The organism is Desulfofundulus sp. TPOSR (assembly GCF_011393055.1).
GTDB classification, from domain to species: domain Bacteria; phylum Bacillota; class Desulfotomaculia; order Desulfotomaculales; family Desulfovirgulaceae; genus Desulfofundulus; species Desulfofundulus kuznetsovii.
Window position 1 is genome coordinate 294,443 of sequence record NZ_JAAOEF010000003.1, and the last position, 15,256, is coordinate 309,698.

Annotated in this window: 14 protein-coding genes and 1 pseudogene; 9 read left to right on the top strand and 6 right to left on the bottom strand. The window is 54.3% G+C overall.

Annotated elements, in window-relative coordinates; translation table 11 throughout:
• Positions 1–15 precede the first annotated feature (15 nt).
• The 6 genes and pseudogenes from G7K71_RS12265 to G7K71_RS12290 all read right to left on the bottom strand — a co-directional run bounded on the left by G7K71_RS12265 (position 16) and on the right by G7K71_RS12290 (position 5,565).
• The gene (locus G7K71_RS12265; RefSeq protein WP_013823111.1) at positions 16–783 is read right to left on the bottom strand and encodes a sulfite exporter TauE/SafE family protein; all 768 of its coding nucleotides are present in this window, start codon (positions 781–783) and stop codon (positions 16–18) included.
• Positions 784–1,079: 296 nt separating this feature from the next.
• A pseudogene (locus tag G7K71_RS12270) lies at positions 1,080–1,538 on the bottom strand (GGDEF domain-containing protein); the annotation flags it as partial.
• Positions 1,539–1,564: 26 nt separating this feature from the next.
• The gene (locus G7K71_RS12275) at positions 1,565–1,918 is read right to left on the bottom strand and encodes a hypothetical protein (protein ID WP_013823110.1); all 354 of its coding nucleotides are present in this window, start codon (positions 1,916–1,918) and stop codon (positions 1,565–1,567) included.
• A complete protein-coding gene (locus G7K71_RS12280; RefSeq protein ID WP_013823109.1) occupies positions 1,915–2,535 on the bottom strand; it encodes an HD-GYP domain-containing protein in 621 nt (206 codons plus the stop codon). The genes G7K71_RS12275 and G7K71_RS12280 overlap by 4 nt, the downstream gene beginning before the upstream one ends.
• A gap of 56 nt (positions 2,536–2,591) precedes the next feature.
• Complete coding sequence (locus tag G7K71_RS12285) at positions 2,592–4,085, bottom strand: methyl-accepting chemotaxis protein (RefSeq protein WP_243174889.1); 1,494 nt, start codon at positions 4,083–4,085, stop codon at positions 2,592–2,594.
• Between the two features lie 220 nt (positions 4,086–4,305).
• Positions 4,306–5,565, bottom strand: a complete 1,260-nt coding sequence (locus G7K71_RS12290; RefSeq protein WP_166346793.1) for a transposase — start codon at positions 5,563–5,565, stop codon at positions 4,306–4,308.
• 1,165 nt (positions 5,566–6,730) lie between these two features.
• Between G7K71_RS12290 and G7K71_RS12295 the strand changes: the two genes are divergently transcribed.
• From G7K71_RS12295 to G7K71_RS12335, 9 genes are all read left to right on the top strand, one after another.
• Positions 6,731–8,203, top strand: a complete 1,473-nt coding sequence (locus tag G7K71_RS12295; protein ID WP_052303842.1) for an ATP-binding protein — start codon at positions 6,731–6,733, stop codon at positions 8,201–8,203.
• Entirely contained in the window at positions 8,200–8,601 is a 402-nt protein-coding gene (locus G7K71_RS12300; RefSeq protein WP_013823105.1) for a response regulator, read from the top strand. The genes G7K71_RS12295 and G7K71_RS12300 overlap by 4 nt, the downstream gene beginning before the upstream one ends.
• Positions 8,567–10,096, top strand: coding sequence for an HD domain-containing phosphohydrolase (locus tag G7K71_RS12305; protein ID WP_013823104.1), 1,530 nt, complete (start codon positions 8,567–8,569; stop codon positions 10,094–10,096). The genes G7K71_RS12300 and G7K71_RS12305 overlap by 35 nt, the downstream gene beginning before the upstream one ends.
• A gap of 153 nt (positions 10,097–10,249) precedes the next feature.
• A complete protein-coding gene (locus G7K71_RS12310; RefSeq protein WP_013823103.1) occupies positions 10,250–11,536 on the top strand; it encodes a replication-associated recombination protein A in 1,287 nt (428 codons plus the stop codon).
• Between the two features lie 123 nt (positions 11,537–11,659).
• Entirely contained in the window at positions 11,660–12,097 is a 438-nt protein-coding gene (locus G7K71_RS12315) for an Rrf2 family transcriptional regulator (RefSeq protein ID WP_013823102.1), read from the top strand.
• Between the two features lie 26 nt (positions 12,098–12,123).
• The gene (nifS, locus tag G7K71_RS12320) at positions 12,124–13,350 is read left to right on the top strand and encodes a cysteine desulfurase NifS (RefSeq protein ID WP_013823101.1); all 1,227 of its coding nucleotides are present in this window, start codon (positions 12,124–12,126) and stop codon (positions 13,348–13,350) included.
• Between the two features lie 17 nt (positions 13,351–13,367).
• Positions 13,368–13,745, top strand: a complete 378-nt coding sequence (gene nifU, locus G7K71_RS12325) for a Fe-S cluster assembly scaffold protein NifU (RefSeq protein WP_013823100.1) — start codon at positions 13,368–13,370, stop codon at positions 13,743–13,745.
• A gap of 13 nt (positions 13,746–13,758) precedes the next feature.
• Positions 13,759–14,868: a tRNA 2-thiouridine(34) synthase MnmA gene (mnmA, locus tag G7K71_RS12330; RefSeq protein WP_013823099.1), complete on the top strand. Its 1,110-nt coding sequence runs from the start codon at positions 13,759–13,761 to the stop codon at positions 14,866–14,868.
• 185 nt (positions 14,869–15,053) lie between these two features.
• Positions 15,054–15,227 (top strand): hypothetical protein, encoded by a 174-nt coding sequence (locus G7K71_RS12335; protein ID WP_013823098.1) that lies wholly within the window; start codon positions 15,054–15,056, stop codon positions 15,225–15,227.
• Positions 15,228–15,256 lie beyond the last annotated feature (29 nt).

Below are 15,256 nucleotides of genomic sequence, written 5' to 3' on the forward strand. Positions count from 1 at the left end.
GCTCCTTACCCTTGTTCAACTGTAATTAACCTCACCAGTCTGAGGTTTTGGTGTTCTTAAATATCTTATACCCGTCCAGATCAGCACGGCGGAGAATATAATACGCAAAACTCCTTCGGACAGGATATGGGCGAGGGAGCCGCCCAGATATGTGCCTATCAGGATGCCCGGTACCAATCCCGGCAGGATACTTGTGCTGACATTCCCCAAACGCCAGTGGGTATAAGCACCGACTATTCCCACGGGAACCATGGCGAGGAGGGAACAGCCCTGCGCGGTATACTGGGTGAAGCCGGTGAGCAGCACCATGGAAGGCACCATTATCGTACCCCCGCCGACCCCCATCATCCCGGAGAGGAAGCCGGTAAAAATACCTGTTAATAAAAGGATAAGAATTTCTAACCAACCTGTGACATGCCGGGATGCGTGGGGCAGGTAAGGTTTTAAAAGCAACAGCAGGGAGACCAGGATTAAAAACCCGCCGAAGGACCTTTTGAGCTTCCATTCGGGAAGAGCATTGGCAAGGTGCGCTCCTGCCCTGGCGGTGAATATGGCAGTGGAAGCCAGCAGGACGGAGGCCAGTATATCCACCGAACCATTTAAAGCATAGGTAACAGCCCCCGAAATTCCGGTGAAGACGAGTGCTACAAGGCTTGTGCCGTGGGCCTTGTGCTGGCCCATCTTCAGGATGCTCACCATCAGGGGAATCATTATTACCCCGCCGCCGAGGCCAACAAGCCCTCCAAAAAAACCTGCCGCCAATCCTATCAATAAACTAATCATTTTCTGCTACTCCAGTAAAATCTCATTATTATAAGATTATAAGCGCGTTATAAGCGCGCCAGCGCTGTCCTATACTTACCCCTCCGGGAGGTATGATAATTATATTATATATATTATTATACATTTATCTGTTAATCAAGTTGTCACCGTATCTGTCACTGTATCGAAAGAGGGTTCCATGGACGGACGGGTTCCTATTTTCTTAAGCAGTGGCAAAATCATACAGTTCACTCCTTTTCATTATTCCCCAACTGAACTTAACGGCCGGGGAGCAACTGCATGCCGGCCATAGCCGCTTACAGACGGTTGCACCCCACCCTTTTGGCCTGATATAGGGCGTTATCGGCAAACTGGGTCAGCCCAATCATATCCCGGGCATTTTGGGGATAGGTGGCCATACCGATGGAAACGGTTATGCTGCCCTGGGGCAGGCGGATATTGGAAATGTTGCGCAGCAGCCTCTGAACAACGGTTTCTGCTTCCGCCTGCCCGGTGCCGGGCAGGATCACGACAAATTCATCACCGCCGTAACGGGCCACTATGTCCGTTTGCCTGAAACTTTCCCGGAGCACCCGGGCTATTTCCTGCAATGCCAGGTTGGCTGCAGGGTGGCCGTAGGTGTCGTTATAGTCCTTGAACCGGTCCACATCCAGGAAAAGCAGGGTCAGGGGCATTTTTTGCTCTCTGGCAGAAGCAAATTCTTCCCTGAGCCTCCTCTCGAAGTAGCCGTAATTGTACAGGCCGGTCAGGGCATCCCTGGAAGCAGCTTCATATTGTTCCCTTAAAGCCCTTTTTTAAAGATATCGGCCATATAGCCGATACCGACGGACATAAAGGCAGTGAGGCCCACCATTAGCAATGTATCCACAGCTCCCCGCAAACCACCGGCATAAAGGTGTGTTTCAAAGTACTCCACGGCCAGAGCCAGAACTGTACCAAACAGGGCGTTAAAAATGCCCCCTTTTAACCCGAAAGAGTACCCCAAAAGGATGGCCGGGAAAACATAGGCGTACCATACGGCATTGCCAAATACCCAGCCCCTGCGCAGCACCAGCTCAAATACCACCGGCAGCGTATAAAATATCACACACAGGGTGCAAAGCAGAAAAAGATGATTCTTTAAAAAACGAATCACGGTTTTCTCCCCGCCAGGACCTCCCCGGCCAGCCGGTGGGGTTGAAAATCCGCTCCACCGCAAACCACCCGGCGGCAGAATGTTTCCACCAACTGCGGGTCATACTGGGTGCCGGCACAGCGCTCAAGTTCTTTGACTGCTGCCTCCCGGGGCATCCTGGGACGGTACGCCCGGTTGGAAATCATGGCGTCAAAACAGTCGGCCACCGCCAGAATGCGCGCCTCCAGGGGAATGTCTTCCCCGGCCAGACCTGCCGGGTACCCGCAGCCGTCGTAGCGTTCGTGGTGGTAAAGGGCCGCCCGGCTGATCAGGCCCATTCCCGGGATGGCTGAGAGGATTTCATAGCTATATACCGGATGCTTTTTAACTTCTTCCCACTCCGCAGCGGTAAGTTTGCCCGGCTTTAACAATATGGAGCTATCAATGCCCAGCTTGCCTATGTCGTGCAGCAGGCCCGCCAGGTAGACCCGCTTCTGTTCCTTCCCGGACATGCCCAGTTCCCTGGCCAGTACCAGGGCGTAGCCGGCCACCCGCTGGGAATGCTCTGAGGCTTCCTTGAACCTGGCCTCCATGATCCGGATGAGCGTCAGGGTTGCGTGGATCATTGTAGATTTCATGGAAACACCTCTAAAAGGAAGAACAATAATTGTTTCAGGATATGCCTGCGGGATGCTCAGGCTAGCTTGAAATGCCCCGCCAGGGTGTCCAACTCCCCGGCCAGGCCGGCCAGGTTCTGCGTGGTGGATGAAACCTCTTCCATCGCCGCTGTTTGCTCCTCGGCCGCCGCAGCCACATTCTGTACTGCCGAGGACATTTCTTCGGCCGCTTCCGCCACTTCCCGGATTTCCCCCGCCAGTTTCTGGACGGCCTCGATGATCCTTTCAAAAGTCACCCCCACCTCTTCCACTACCTGCACTCCATTTTCCACCCTGGTAACGCTCATCTCCATGCTCTGGACGGCTTTCTGGGATTCCTGCTGAATGGTGGTGATCAGGGCGTAGATCTCTTTGGCCGCCCCGGCGGACTGCCCGGCCAGCTTGCGCACCTCTTCAGCCACCACGGCAAAGCCCCGCCCGTGTTCACCGGCCCGGGCCGCCTCGATGGCGGCATTCAAGGCCAGCAGGTTGGTCTGGTCGGTAATATGGGTGATCAGCTCTACGATCTGGGTAATCCGGGAGGTGGTTTCGTAAAGGTTCCGGATGACTTCCCCGGTGCCGGCGGCAGCCTGCTGGATGGCGTCCATCTGCATCCTGATATTCCGGATGCCTTCACTGCCTTCCCGGGCATGGCCGGCGGCCAGCTCGGCCATTTCGGCGATATGCGAGACATTGCTGGTGACCTGCTCTACCGTGCCGGCCACCTGGCTGATGGTGGAGGCGGTTTCGCTGGCTCCGGCGGAAACGTTCTGGGCACTGGCGGAGAGTTCCGAGGCGGAAGAGGTCAGGACATCGGATTTTTCCTGGAGGTGCCTGACAATCTCCTTTAAATTGTACAGCATGGTATTAAAAGATTCCGCCAGCCGGCCGGCTTCATCCTTCGTTTTAAGATTAATGCCTTCCCCGCTGAGGTCGCCGGCGGCAATTTTAGCCGCCCCGGCATCCAGCAGGCGTATGGGAGCCGTAATCATCCGGGCGATGAAAAGGGCCAGGATCAGACCCAAAACAATGGTGACGGCCACCAGGATTATCGATATGTTTATGTCACGGTTTGCCCTGGATAAAGTCCGGTTGGCGTCATCGTCCAGAACCTGCTTTTCAAAATCGGCAAGGGCCGTACCGGCGCTGATAAGATTACGGACCACTGTGCTACGGGACTCAATCTGTGCCAGTCTCTCTTCAATTACCGCCCGCTCGCCTTCGCTGGCTGATTTACTGGCCTTTACCAGGGAGATTATCTGGTCGGCCTCTTGTTTGAAATCGGCTGCCTGCGCCTGGAACTTCTGCAAGAGGTCCTTTTCTTCCGCCCTTTCCAGCAAAGGGGCGATTTTCCCCAGCTTGTCGTCTCCATTCTTTACGGATTGCTGGTACCTGCTGGCCAGGTCTTCCTCCCGGGTCAATATGTACTGTCTTAAATAAGCTGCCGCCGCGTTATAATGCGCCAGGGCTTCGAATGATTCACCGTAGGCTAAAGCCTTTATTTTGATTAACCCGGTGTAATCATTGTTCATGTTTCTCATTTGCATTATTAGAAACAAGTGTAACCTGCAAAATTCAGATTCCGAGCTGGTAAGAAATAACTCCTGAGGAACATGAATGGGAAATCAGCCCTGATCTATCGCTAAAAAATGATCAAAAACTTATTCTAACAATAAAAGGCAGCTAAAAAAGGACAGACCACCCCTCTCAAAATCTGGTTCCACTTTGCGGCATTCTTTTGACTAACAGGAATTAAGCAGCCTTACGGCTATGCTGCTCGATTTTCAGTTGTGCCAGTGTGCCGGCAAGGAAGGTGATCAAGCAGAGCATCACATCTGTAAAAGCATTATCGATTCCCCGCCGGTTCATTTTGTCCATATACAGGTGTTCTTTTAACAGCGCAAACCAGCGCTCGATAGAGGTTCGCTGGCTGTAAAGCTTCTGCCAGTTTTCACTGCCCCGGTAAGGGCAGGAAAACAAGCGGGGGTTATCGGTTACACGAAACCTTACCACCAGCCCATAAGGGTTATTGCACCGGCACTGACCCTCACACTCCACCTGTCGACCGGCAGCTTTGGGGCAACGGAACTTTAGGGTCATGTGCTTTTTGTCTGAACCCCAGTAAACCATGGGCTGACCCGCCGGGCACAGGGGTAAAAATTTTTCATTGAATCCCTGGGGTGGCTCCTTTTGATTTCGCTTATTCAGTTTTATGATCGCCTGGCCTTTCAGGTCCAGGGCAAGTTTATATATGTCCCCGGAGTCATAGCCAGCGTCCATCAAGTAGTACCTCGGGCGGAAACCATAAAGCCTTTCATGTTCCTTGCATGCTTCGCTCATCAGCCTGGGGGCCAATTCCACATCCGAGACATTGGCCGGAGCCAGAATGGCGGCCAACGGTATAGGTCCGATATTGGTGAGTAATGTGGCTGCATGTAACTTGTAACCATAAAACATTTCAGTTTCTTCGTCAGACGCCGTCCGGTGTCCCCAGGCGGAACCAAAAGACAAAGCTTTTTCCTGCTGTTCAGGACTAAGGTCATCCTTTTTTCGTGGTGCCCTTTCGCGGGCGGGAATGTCGGTACTGTCCAGAACAATTTTCCCTTCTGATGCAGCCAGCTTTGCCGTCCTGGTTACCAAACTCTTTACCGCCTGTTCCAGAAGTTCCTGACCCGCCTGCTCCTTCAACTCAGCTAAGAACCGGTAAAATACGGTTGATGAAGGCGGAGACTTTCTGATGTCAAAGCCGCACCAGTAGGCAAGCTGGGGCGAATACTTAAGGCATTTGACCAGGGCCTCAATGCTTGGCAGTTGCATGAGCCTTTGCAAAATAAGTGCTCTAAACAAGGCTGTACGATCATAACCGGGCCGACCGACTCCCCAGTGATTGGGGAACATTTTCCGGATCGGTTCAACATCGACAGAGGAGAGGGCTAAAAAAATATGGTCGTCATGGTCAGCATTTTGTACAAATACTTCGAAGGGAAAGAGGATTTCTTGTAGAAAATACATATTGGGGATTTCCACCTTCCTCGTGTGTTTTGTTTTGGTGCTATAACAAAATTCGACACGAGGTAGGAAATCCCTTCTTTTTATGTTAAATTATGCGATCTAAGTTAATGATAGGTATTGGGTGAACTTGATCTGACCCCTTGCGTAAGCCTTGATTTTTAAGGGTTAAGAGTTTTGCAGGTCACACAGAAACAAGCATGTGCCCAGCATCAACAGCAGAACCGCTCCGAAGCCGAGCATGAGCTTCCCCATGATGTTCAGGCGCACGAAATATAACCCCTTTCATAATTATTTTCGGTGGGAAGACGGTCCATGAAATCGGGCAGTTTCATTACAGCTTTAAACCCAATCCAGTGCCTTTTCAACCGGATTAGCGCTTACCCTCCGAGGCGCAAAAAAGTTTCTTTCCGTTTACGTTACTGCTTGCCAGAATCCGGCAAAAACTCCCATCACGCCGGGACCAAATCAGGAGTTGCACTGAATCCGGGCAGCAAAAGGCAAAAACCCTTGAAAATTGGTGCGAGGCCCCGCATAATTAAGAAAGGTGAAGAAAAATCTCCCCTGGAAAATTCACCTGCAGGGTGCATCATGAAATTTGTTATTATTGAAGAAATAAACCTGTGGAGGGGATTGGTAGAAATGCGGGAAAAAAGGCGGGGATCTGTCGCAAGGACATGGAAGGAATGCCAGGGAGAAAAGACGTAAATACCTGGATATTCCATCAGTAGTAAATGATACGCACACATGTTTTGTGGCTCTGAGCAAAACGCTCTCAACAACCGGGGCAAAATTCTATTTCTTCTGTAACCGTATGAAAACATGGCTGCCTCCTTAAGCTCTCCGGGGGACGGGGTAAGATCTGGCAGGATTTACTGATAACTTCGATGCTTTTCGATTTTTTCCTGCTTATGGATAAAAACGTGAGCCGCAAAATTCAAAAGCCGCCACCATTTCGGCCTTTTCCGATCCCCCGGTGGGAACCGGCCGGCCCGCCGGAGGATCGTGCGCCAGGCAGGGATTGGGGACACTGCGGCGGGGACGGGTTTGCCACAAGCTGCGCCGCACCGGAAGCATGGGGCGCAATTTTTCAGTGGAGGAGCTGCACCCCGCCCACTGGTGTCAGGAGACAGGTAATTGTGGTTAATTAAGGAGTGACATGGGTAAAATGTTTTCCTTTCTTAAAAAGCCCTCCTCTTTGCTGGTTTTCACCGTAAGCCTGTACATTCTTGTTATTGCCGGTCTTACAACCTGGCTGCAGGTGGAGATGAACCAACTGGCGGACAACTATTACGCCGTAGGCAAAGAGAGCTACCGCCTGCTGTTTGAGGTCGAAAAGGTGAAAACTCTCCTGCTGGAAATGGAAACAGGCGAACGGGGCTACCTGCTCACCGGGGAAAAAAGGTTTCTGAAACCGTACAACTCCGGTAAGGCGGAAATAGAAAAGCACTTTTCTGCTCTAGTGGCTTCGCTGGAACCGGAATCGCCACCCTGGCATATCTGCAGGGAAATCCAAAGCTCGGTTCGAAACTGGGTTGAGCAGGTGGTCGAACCGAATATAGCCCTGCGGCAAAAGCTCGACAGCAGCCGTTTGAACCCCGCGGAATTTGAAATCATCAGGCGGGAAGAAAAGGGCGGGGAAATGATGGACGGCCTGCTATCGAAGATTTCCCGCCTGGAAGAAGACCTGCTCAACGCACAGGAGCAGCGACTGGCCAGAATATACGCCCTGCACCGGCGGCTGGTCCGGGAAATTTACCTTTCCACCGGAGCGTCCGTCCTGGCTATTTTCACCCTGGGGGTTATGTTATTCCGGCGCCTGCAGGTAATTGAAGAAAACAACGTTAAGCTGACCGAACAGGAAGAGCATTTGCGGTTTATGGTTTCTGAACTGGAAGCCGCTTCCCGCTTGAAATCCGAGTTCCTGGCCAGCATGAGCCACGAACTGCGCACCCCCCTGAATGCCATCATCGGCTTCGCCCAGGTGCTGCAAAAGCAGTATTACGGCCCCCTGACGGAAAAACAAAGCACATACGTGGAATATATTTTAACCAGCGGCCAGCACCTGTTGAGCCTGATCAACGACATTCTCGACCTTTCCAAGATCGAAGCGGGGAAAATGGAACTGGATTTAAGCCCGGTCTCTATACACGAAGTTATACAGAACAGCCTGCTGATGGTCCGGGAAAGGGCAAAACGACACGGGATTACTCTTTCCTGGCAGGTGGCGGAGGATGTACCTCAGGTTACGGCAGATGAGCGCAAAATGAAACAAATTATCTACAACCTTCTAACCAATGCGGTTAAATTTACCCCCGAAGGCGGGTCGGTGCGGGTGACCGCCCGGTTGGCGGCCGACGGCGGCGAAAAGGCGGCGGGCAGTTATGTGGAAATAAGTGTCACCGACACGGGCATCGGCATTCCGTTGTCAGAGCAGGAACGGATCTTTGAGCCTTTTGTCCAGCTGGAAAGCGGCCACGCCCGTCAATACGAAGGGACCGGGCTGGGCCTGGCGCTGGTCAGGAGGCTGGTGGAACTGCACGGCGGTCGGATCCGGGTATACAGCGAGGGAGAGGGAAAGGGAAGCACTTTTTCCTTTACGTTGCCAGTTGAAAGGCAGGACGGGGGGGACGCACAATGAGGATTTTGATTGTGGAGGACAATGAAATAAACCGCATTTTGCTGCGGGACATCCTGGCGCTATTGGGAGCGGAAATATTTGAAGCGGCGGGAGGAGAGGAAGGGATCGCCTTAAGCCGGGCCATAAAGCCGGATCTGATCTTCATGGACCTGCAGCTTCCGAAAATGGACGGTTTTACGGCCACCAGGGCTATCAAGGCGGACCCGGAAACGAAGGATATTCCAGTGGTGGCGGTCAGTTCCTACGCCTTTGCGGGGGAGAAAAGGAGGTTTTTTGAAGCGGGCGGCAACGGATACCTGACCAAGCCGCTGGACGTTGAAGAGGTTTTCCAGGTGGTGAAACATTTCCAGGGGGGAGCAAAAAATGGAAGAACAAAAGGCGAAAATCCTGGTTGTTGACGACAACCCGGTCAACCTGGCCCTCCTGGAAGCGTTGCTGGCACCCCGGGGCTACCAGGTAATTCTTTCTACGGATGGACCGGACGCCTTGCGGCAGGTCGCCCGGCAGTCCCCCGACCTGGTTCTGCTGGATGTGATGATGCCCCGAATGGACGGCTTTGCGGTCTGCCGGGAGCTGAAAAAAGATGAAGCCACCCGTTTTATTCCTGTGATCCTGGTTACCGCCCTGGACCAGCTCACCGACAGGATCAGGGGAATCGAAGCCGGGGCCGACGATTTTCTCACCAAGCCCATCAACGAGCAGGAGTTAACGGCACGGGTGCGTTCCCTTCTGCGGGTGAAAAAACTAAACGACCGGCTCCTGGACGCCCACGGGCACATCAACGCCCTGGCCGATCAGACGGCCCGGCTGTTGAAAACTTTCAATCCCCTGGAATTTAACCTGGAGGCTGGACTGCGTGAGCTGCTGCAGCAGACCCTGTTGAAAAGCGAAGAAAAAAGGCCGGAAGCCGTCCTGCTGGGAATCCGTGACAACGATGGCCATTTTACTGGCTGGCTATATTCAGCAGGCGGGGAAGGGCAAAACGTTAAGGCCGAACGGCTGGCACTGGATTTAACTGGGTTCGAAAAAGCTTATTCCCACAACCAGGACATCCTCTACGCCAACTGGCCGGAAAGTACTGCCGGCTGCCGGGAGCTTCAGGAGCTTTTCGCCCCCCTGCTCTGCCGGCGCCTGGGTACCATCCGCAATTTTGTGGGATATTATGGCGAATCCCTGGTCGTGATGGCATTCAATTACCCCCAGCCGGTAGGCGGATATGAAGCGGATGTTTTCCGCAGCCTCATGACTTACACTCACTTTTTAAAGGTGGTTTCCGACCAGTCCAGGGAAGTGCAGGAAGCTTTTCTATATACCATTGACGCGCTGGCCAGGGCGGCGGAGGCAAATGATGAGGACACGGGCAACCACATCCTGAGGGTGGGTGCTTACGCCCGGTTGCTGGCCCGGGAACTGGGGTGCTCCCCTTCCTTCACAAAGGCCATCGAACATGCAGCCAGGATGCACGATGTGGGTAAAATACATATCCACCCCGATATTCTGCGCAAGCCGGGCCCACTATCACCGGAAGAATGGACGGTTATGAAACAGCACACCATCTATGGAGCACGCATCCTGGGCGATTCGCCGCATCTGGCCCTGGCGCGGGAGATCGCCTTGCACCACCACGAAAAATGGGACGGCAGCGGCTACCCGGGAGGTCTGCGGGGCGAAGACATTTCCCTGGGCGGCCGGATTGTGGCCCTGGCCGACGTTTACGACGCCCTGCGCAACAGGAGAAGCTACAAGCCCGCCTACTCCCACCTGGAGGCTTACTCCATCATCACCAGGGGAGACGGGCGGGTAATGCCCGGTCATTTTGACCCTGAAGTTTTAGGGGCTTTTCAAAAGATTGCGCCGGCTTTTGCGGAAACATACGACAAACTGCGGGATTGAAGGATGCAGGCAACTCTACGCTCTGTCTGATTTCTATTCAAGAATTAATGGGGGTTACGTTAACGGCTCTGTGGTGTTTAAACTTACGCAGCGACATTTTCCGGTTTGGCCGGCGGTTTTTTAGTACAATGAAGTCAGAGGTGAGTTTTCTCAATGGACAACCTGTTCACCCGCTCCCTGGAGCACACGCTGGAGCGGGAGGCTCCCCTGGCCGAGCGGATGCGCCCGACCACTCTGGATGAATTTGAAGAGCAGGCTGCCGTTGTGGGCAGGGGCACGCCCTTGCGCCGGGCCATCGAAGCCGACCAGCTGCGTTCCATCATCCTTTGGGGCCCGCCGGGGACGGGGAAAACCACCCTGGCCCGTATTATCGCCCGCATGACCCGGGCGCATTTTGCCAGTCTCAACGCGGTCATGGCCGGGGTAAACGATATCCGCCGGGTGGTCCAGGAGGCAAAGGACCGGCGGGCCTATTACGGTCAAAAAACAATCCTCTTCATAGATGAAATTCACCGCTTCAACAAGGCCCAGCAGGACGCCCTCCTCCCCTCGGTGGAAAACGGCTTAATTACCTTGATCGGGTCCACCACGGAAAACCCCATGTTTACCGTCAACCGCCCCCTGTTAAGCCGTTCACAGCTCTACCGCCTGGAACCTCTTTCCGATGAAGCCATTTACCGCATCCTGCAGCGGGCGCTTGCCGATAAGGAACGGGGCCTCGGGGAGTACCGGGTGGAGATTGATCCGGAGGCGTTGCGGCATTTCGTCCGGACGGCCAACGGTGATGCCCGGGCGGCCCTGAACTTTTTGGAAATGGCGGTGCTCACCACTCCCCCCGACGAGGAGGGGGTACGGCGCATTGATCTGGCGGTGGCCGAACAGGCCTCGGGGCGCCTGGTGCTCAAATACGACCGGGAAGATGAGCATTACGATGTGGTTTCCGCCTTCATCAAGAGCATGCGGGGTTCCGATCCCCAGGCCACCGTCTACTGGCTGGCCCGCCTTATTTATGCCGGGGAGGATCCCGCCTTTATCTGCCGGCGGATGATGATCCATGCCGCCGAGGATGTGGGCCTGGCCGATCCCCGGGCCCTTCTGGTGGCCACCGCCGCGGCCCAGGCCGTGGAGCGGGTGGGACTGCCGGAGGCCCGCATTATTATGGCCGAGGCCGCCCTGTATATCGCCAGGGCGCCCAAGAGCAATTCGGTGATCCGGGCCATTGACCGGGCCATGGCCGTGGTGGAAAGGGAGAGATCCCACCCGGTGCCCGTTCACCTGCGGGATGCCAGTTATCCCGGCGCTGCCGCCCTGGGCCACGGGAAGGGCTACAAGTACCCCCACGACTACCCCGGCCACCATGTGCCCCAGCAATACCTCCCCCCGGAATTAGCGGGCGAGGTGTTTTACGAGCCTTCCGGCCAGGGGGAGGAGAAGGAGTAATTCTTAGTATTTTACTCGGTTTTTATTGACACCGCTTGATGGGATGTGTTACAATCATCCCATGAAATCCGAGTAATTTAGTATGAATTGAACATGGATTCATAACCCGGGGGAGGTGACGGTTTGCGCCTGTCCACCAGGGGGCACTACGGTCTTAAGGCCATGTTTGATCTGGCTCAACATTACGGGACGGAACCCATCCCCTTGAAGAGTGTGGCCGAAAGACAAAACCTTTCCGAGCACTATCTGGAACAGCTGATTGCCAGGTTACGCAAGGCCGGTTTGGTCAAAAGTGTCAGGGGAGCCCAGGGGGGGTATATCCTGGCCCGGGAGCCGGAGAATATTAAGGTGGGAGATATAATCCGGGCCCTGGAGGGACCTATTGCGCCCGTGGAATGCGTCAAGGAAGTGGATCCAAAAGAATGCGACCAGGCTGACTACTGCATTAGCCGTATTGTTTGGGCCCGGGTACGGGACAGTATCGCCGGGGTACTGGATTCCATCAGCCTGGCTGATATGTGCCGCGACGCCGCAAAGATCCGCCAGAGCAGGGAATTTTGACCAAAAAAGAGGAGGCTAGACGCTGTATGACCCGTCGAGTTTATTTCGACCACAGTGCCACCACTCCCGTACACCCGGAAGTGGTGGAGGAAATGTGCCGCTTTTTAAAAGATAATTTCGGCAATCCCACCAGCCTGCACTACTTTGGCCAGAAGGCCCGGAAGGCGGTGGAAGAAGCCAGGGAAAAGGTGGCCGCGGCCATTGGTGCCAATCCCGCCGAAATTGTTTTCACCAGCGGCGGTACGGAAGCCGACAACATGGCCATTCACGGGGTGGCCTATACCAACCGCAACCGCGGCAACCACATTATTACTTCCGCCGTAGAACACCATGCCGTCCTCAATACCGTGAAAGCCCTGGGCAAGCAGGGATTTACCGTTACCATTTTGCCGGTAGACCAGTACGGCATGGTCAGCGTGGAAGACGTGGCCGCCGCTATTACCGACAAGACTATTTTAATTACCATTATGCACGCCAACAACGAAGTGGGTACCATCATGCCCATTGCCGAAATCGGGCGCCTGGCCAGGGAAAGGGGCATTTTGTTCCATACCGATGCGGTACAGAGTTTTGGTAAAATTCCCGTCAATGTCGATGAACTAAACGTGGACCTGTTGACCATCTCCGGACACAAGATCTATGGCCCCAAAGGCATTGGCGCCCTTTACATTCGTAAAGGTACCCGCTGGAGACAGACCCTCTTCCATGGCGGCGCCCAGGAACGGCTGCGCCGGGCGGGGACGGAGAACACTCCCGGAATTATTGGCCTGGGCAAGGCAGCGGAGCTGGCCATGGCCAATATGGAGCAGGAGGCGGCCTACCTCACCAGGTTGCGGGATAGGCTCATTCGTGAGGTGACGGAAAAAATAGATCACGTGCGTCTAACGGGCCATCCCACCAAACGTCTGCCCAACCATGCCAGTTTCTGTTTTGAGTTTATTGAAGGCGAGTCCATGCTTTTAAGCCTGGACCTGCAGGGTATTGCCGCTTCCAGCGGTTCGGCCTGTACTTCCGGTTCTCTGGAGCCGTCCCACGTTTTGCTGGCCATGGGCATCCCCCACGAGGTGGCCCACGGTTCCATCCGTATAACCCTGGGCAGGGATAATACGGAAGAAGATATCGATTACTTCCTGGAGGTCATGCCGCCGATTGTGGAAAGGCTGCGGGCCATGTCCCCCCTGGATCAGGAGACGGAATTTTCCCTTTCCGACCGGTGCAACGGTTGCCGGATCAGCCATACCTGCCGTGCTTAAGGGAGGTCGCCAAAGCGATGTATTCAGAAAAAGTAATGGACCATTTTACCAATCCCCGCAATGTGGGAGAAATTCCCGATGCCGATGGCGTGGGCCAGGTGGGCAACCCGGTGTGCGGGGATATCATGAAAATCTATATTAAAGTAAAAGATAATATTATCGAGGACATTAAGTTTAAAACCTTTGGTTGCGGGGCGGCCATTGCCACCAGCAGCATGGTAACCGAACTGGTCAAGGGGAAGACCCTGGAAGAGGCCATGCAGGTGAGCAACAAGCAGGTGGCCGAGGCTCTGGACGGGCTGCCTCCCCAGAAAATGCACTGTTCCAACCTGGCCGCTGATGCCCTGCATGCGGCCATCCAGGATTACCTCAGCAAAAAGAAAAAAGAAGCATAAACAGGTGAATTGGATGAAGCCAAGGGTTATCGTGGCCATGAGCGGCGGTGTGGACAGTTCGGTCACCGCCGCCCTTTTGGTTGAAAGGGGCTATGAAGTAATCGGGGTGACCATGCAGATCTGGGACCCCGGCGTCACCGAGGTGGCCGGGGAACACGTGGGCTGTTGTTCCCTGGCCGCTGTTGAAGACGCCCGCCGGGTGGCCCACCGGCTGGGTATTCCCTATTACGTGCTTAATTTCCGCGAAATTTTTGAGGATAAGGTGGTAAACTATTTTTGTGCGGAATACCTAAAGGGGCGGACACCCAACCCCTGCATTGCCTGCAACCGCTATATCAAGTTTGAAAGCCTGCTGCAAAAGGCCCGCTCCCTGGGAGCGAGTTATGTGGCCACCGGCCATTATGCCCGGATAGTTTACGATGAGTACCGGCGGCGCTATGTTTTGAAACGGGCGGCCGATGCCCGCAAGGACCAGACCTATGTCCTGTACAACATGACCCAGGAGCAACTGGCGCACACGTTGATGCCTTTAGGGGATTATACCAAGGAACAGGTGCGCCGCATGGCGGCGGAAAGGAACCTGCCGGTGGCGGAAAAGCCCGAAAGCCAGGAAATCTGTTTTATTCCCGATAACGATTACCATAACTTTTTAAAAGAACGGGCGGGGGCTGAAATTAAGCCGGGGCCTTTTCTCGATCTCCAGGGTAACGTTATTGGCCGGCACCGGGGTATACCCTTTTATACCATCGGCCAGCGCCGGGGATTGGGCATCGCCGCGGGGCAGAGGCTCTATGTGGTGGACATCGACCCCGAGCGCAACGCCGTCGTACTGGGGCCCGAAGAAGCCATCCTGGGGGATGAGCTGGTGGCGGAAGACAATAATTTTATTTTAATTGAAAAGCTGAGCGCACCAATGGAAGTATCCGCCCAGATCCGCTACAACTCCCGCCCGGCACCGGCGGTGATCAGTCCCCTGGATGATGACGGGGTACTGGTTCGTTTTGTCAAACCTCAGCGGGCCATCACCCCCGGCCAGTCGGTGGTCTACTATCAGGGCGATTACGTTGTCGGAGGAGGCATTATAGCTGGAAACGGCAAAAGAAAAACCCCTGCTGTTTTTTAACAATGTCTGTAAAACAAAGCCCATAAAAAAGAAAACGCCCATGGACCTGTCCCGGTCTGTATAACGCCTGAAATGTTTCCAGATTCTAGGGTTTGTTGCGACAAATGGCGGGCCGTGAGGCGTATTTTTTTTGCCCCGGCCGGGCATAATGCAGGTGTAAAGGATGATACAGGAGGCGAAGTTATTTGAATTGCCCGGTTTGTGGTGGTAAAGCTACCGGGAAAGTGGGCCAGGACCAGTATTACTGCTGGGATTGTTGCGTAGAATACCGCATCAATAAAGAAGGTGTGCAGATTTACGAACTGGCTGAAGATGGCAGTCTGGTAGCCTTTGATCCGCATAACGAATTCCTGCTTTAATTTTTCGCCAGGGGGTGAAGGTGGTGCGT

Excerpts from the sequence above, each read along its gene's own strand:
- G7K71_RS12290 (WP_166346793.1), bottom strand. The coding sequence starts at position 5,565 with ATGTATTTTCTACAAGAAATCCTCTTTCCCTTCGAAGTATTTGTACAA.
- nifS (WP_013823101.1), top strand. The coding sequence starts at position 12,124 with ATGACCCGTCGAGTTTATTTCGACCACAGTGCCACCACTCCCGTACAC.
- G7K71_RS12310 (WP_013823103.1), top strand. The coding sequence starts at position 10,250 with ATGGACAACCTGTTCACCCGCTCCCTGGAGCACACGCTGGAGCGGGAG.
- G7K71_RS12295 (WP_052303842.1), top strand. The coding sequence starts at position 6,731 with ATGTTTTCCTTTCTTAAAAAGCCCTCCTCTTTGCTGGTTTTCACCGTA.
- nifU (WP_013823100.1), top strand. The coding sequence starts at position 13,368 with ATGTATTCAGAAAAAGTAATGGACCATTTTACCAATCCCCGCAATGTG.
- mnmA (WP_013823099.1), top strand. The coding sequence starts at position 13,759 with ATGAAGCCAAGGGTTATCGTGGCCATGAGCGGCGGTGTGGACAGTTCG.
- G7K71_RS12285 (WP_243174889.1), bottom strand. The coding sequence starts at position 4,085 with ATGAACAATGATTACACCGGGTTAATCAAAATAAAGGCTTTAGCCTAC.
- G7K71_RS12300 (WP_013823105.1), top strand. The coding sequence starts at position 8,200 with ATGAGGATTTTGATTGTGGAGGACAATGAAATAAACCGCATTTTGCTG.
- G7K71_RS12280 (WP_013823109.1), bottom strand. The coding sequence starts at position 2,535 with ATGAAATCTACAATGATCCACGCAACCCTGACGCTCATCCGGATCATG.
- G7K71_RS12265 (WP_013823111.1), bottom strand. The coding sequence starts at position 783 with ATGATTAGTTTATTGATAGGATTGGCGGCAGGTTTTTTTGGAGGGCTT.
- G7K71_RS12305 (WP_013823104.1), top strand. The coding sequence starts at position 8,567 with ATGGAAGAACAAAAGGCGAAAATCCTGGTTGTTGACGACAACCCGGTC.